2 protein-coding genes are annotated in these 2,637 nt (G+C 62.8%); one reads left to right on the top strand and one right to left on the bottom strand.

The features are described 5' to 3' along the window. A partial coding sequence (locus tag WAN71_RS24815; RefSeq protein ID WP_422227869.1) for a cytochrome P450 occupies nt 1-1,127 on the bottom strand: 1,127 nt, incomplete at its 3' end. 155 nt (nt 1,128-1,282) lie between these two features. Here WAN71_RS24815 and WAN71_RS24810 point away from each other — a divergent pair. Next, nucleotides 1,283-2,572 carry an amidohydrolase family protein gene (locus WAN71_RS24810; protein WP_422227868.1) on the top strand — a complete coding sequence of 430 codons (1,290 nt, stop codon included), beginning with the start codon at nt 1,283-1,285 and terminating at the stop codon, nt 2,570-2,572. The last annotated feature ends 65 nt before the right edge of the window (nt 2,573-2,637 follow it).

The raw sequence follows: 2,637 nt of genomic DNA, 5'->3' as shown, positions 1-2,637 counted from the left end.
CCTTCGGGGATGCTGAACGGCCCGAGGATCGCGAAGATCTCCTCGAGCGCGATCGACAACTCCTGGCGGGCCAAGTGTGAGCCGAGGCAACGGTGCACGCCGCCGCCGAAGGCCAGATGCCGGGTGTTGTTGCGGTCGACGTCGAGTGTCTGCGGGTCCTCGAACTCGCGGTCGTCATTGTTCGCCGAGCCCAACATCAACAGCACCATGTCACCCTTGGCGATTTTGACGTCGTGCATCACCATGTCCTGGGTCGCATAGCGCAGGACCAGCGACACCGGCGACTCGATCCGCAACAATTCCTCGACAATCTGCCGCATCTTTTCCGACTCGCTGCGCGCCGCGGCTTGCAGCTCCGCGTCCTTCGCCAGTCGCGTGATGACGCAGTCCAAAGTGGCCGTGACGGTGTCGAGCCCGGCCGCCATCTGCAGGAACAAGATGTCGAGCATCTCGTTGCGGGTCAACGGTGCGCCTTCGACCTCAGCCTGAACCAGCCGCGTCGCGAGATCGTCTGCGGGCTCGGCGATTCGGCGGTCGAGCAGGACGTCGAAGTACGCGTACACCTCGGTGGCGGTCTTCTTCCACAGTTCGCGCAGCACAGTCAGGTCGTCACTTTGCGCGACGTCCTCGCCGTGCACGAAGGCGTCCTTCCAGACCAGGAACTTGTCCAGGTCCTCGGTGGGGAAGCCGACGACGTTAAGAAAGACCCGGCACGGGAACGGGACCGTGAAGGCCGCATGGAAATCGGCGTGGCCATCCTCGACAACCTTGGCAAGCATCTCCTTCGCGATGGCTCGGGTCTCATCGGCCATCGCCCGTACCGCCCGCGGTGAGAACAACGGATCGAGTAGCTTGCGATATTTGGCGTGGTTCGGCGGGTCGACGTCCAGAGGAATGCACGGACGTTGCTGGCCCATCTCGTTGGCGCCATTGGCCTCGAACAACTCGGGCGAACTCAGCGCCTTTCGGATGTCCTCGTATCGCGAGAGCACGACGACGGTGCCGCTGCGCGAGCGACTGAAGGGCGCCGCGATCGCTGGGGCGTGATCGCGCAAACCTGCGTAGACCGGCCACGGATTATTGGCCAGAGCCGGATCGGTCATCATGCTCGACAGGTCGAGTTCCACGCTTAAACCTCCCGCGCTAGGGCCCTGACTGGAGCCACACTAAGCGCGATCGCAACACGTAGTCAAGTGATCACTTGACTTTCTCGGACACCCGTTCGTACTCTTACTGCAGTCACCGCCCCGCAGTCGTCGTGTGACCGAAGGAGTGCCTTGCGATGCCTTTGCAGCCGTACATGAAGTTGTTATCGGTCGACGACCATCTCATCGAGCACCCCAAGGTATGGACCGACCGGCTGCCGTCGAAGTTCCTCGAGCGAGGCCCGCGCATCGTCGAGATCCCGCGCGGTGACGGCTTGGCACCTATGCAGTCATGGCTGTACGAAGACCGTCCCTACCCTTATATCGGGCTCAATGCCGTCGCCGGCAAGAAGCCCGAGGAGTACGGCCTGGAACCGGTCCGCTACGACGACATGATCCCGGGCTGCTACGACCCCAAGGCCCGCATCGCCGACATGGACATCGATGGCGTCGAGGCGATGCTGTGCTTCCCGTCGTTTCCACGATTTTGCGGCACCATCTTCCTCGAAGGCGAGGACAAGGAGCTTTCACTCCTGGGTGCGCAAGCGTGGAACGACTTCTCGCTCGATGAGTGGTGCGCTACCGACCCGGCGCGATTCATCCCGATGGCGATGGTGCCGCTATGGGATCCGGCGCTAATGGTCACTGAGATCGAACGTGTTGCGGCGAAGGGCTGCCGAGCGATTGGTTTACCGGACAACCCGATCAACCTTGGTCTGCCGAGCTACCACACCGACCACTGGGATCCGGTGTTCTCGGCGATGGAGGAGACCAACCTGACGGCGGTGATGCACTTTGGTTCGGGTGGCTTCCCCCCGCAGATCGCGCCGGAAGCGCCGTTCGCAGTAATGATCACCCTGATGGGGACGACGTCGATGGCCGCGTGCACCGATCTGCTGTTCTCCCCGGTGTTCCACCGCCACCCGAACTTGAAGGTCGCGTTCTCCGAAGGCGGCGTCGGTTGGATGCCGTATCTTGTCGAGCGCGCCGACTACGTGTGGCGCAAGCACAAGTACTACCAGAACATCCACCCGACGATTGCCCCGTCGGAGTCGTTCCGGCGCAACATCTCCGGCTGTTTCATCGAAGACGAAGCCGGGGTGAAGAACCGGTACGACATCGGTATCGGCAACATCACCTGGGAGTGCGACTACCCCCACTCCGACTCGTTCTGGCCCAAGAGCCGCGCCCGGGCCGAAGAAGTGTTCGCCAACGTACCCGACGACGAGGTCGCGCAGATGGTCGAGCACAACACCCGGCGTTGGTACAACTTCCCCGAGGCCGGATACAAGGCCCATAAAGCCGACGGGGGCAACGCCTGGCGGCCCAACGACGGGAGGGGCCCCGGAGCAGCCTACGCAGGCATGGGCGCGCACGGCTGGATCGAAGACGTTCAGAAATCCCTCGGCGACCTCTTCACTTCATGACTTCGGCGAAGACGCGCGAGCGGGCCCCGGAATCGGAGAGCCCTAGGCGTTTCGGGCATCTGACT

It is taken from the genome of Mycobacterium sp. (assembly GCF_049280035.1).
Taxonomy (GTDB): Bacteria; Actinomycetota; Actinomycetes; order Mycobacteriales; family Mycobacteriaceae; genus Mycobacterium.
Note: the sequence above shows the minus strand (reverse complement) of the source record. Positions and strands in the feature narration are given on the sequence as shown.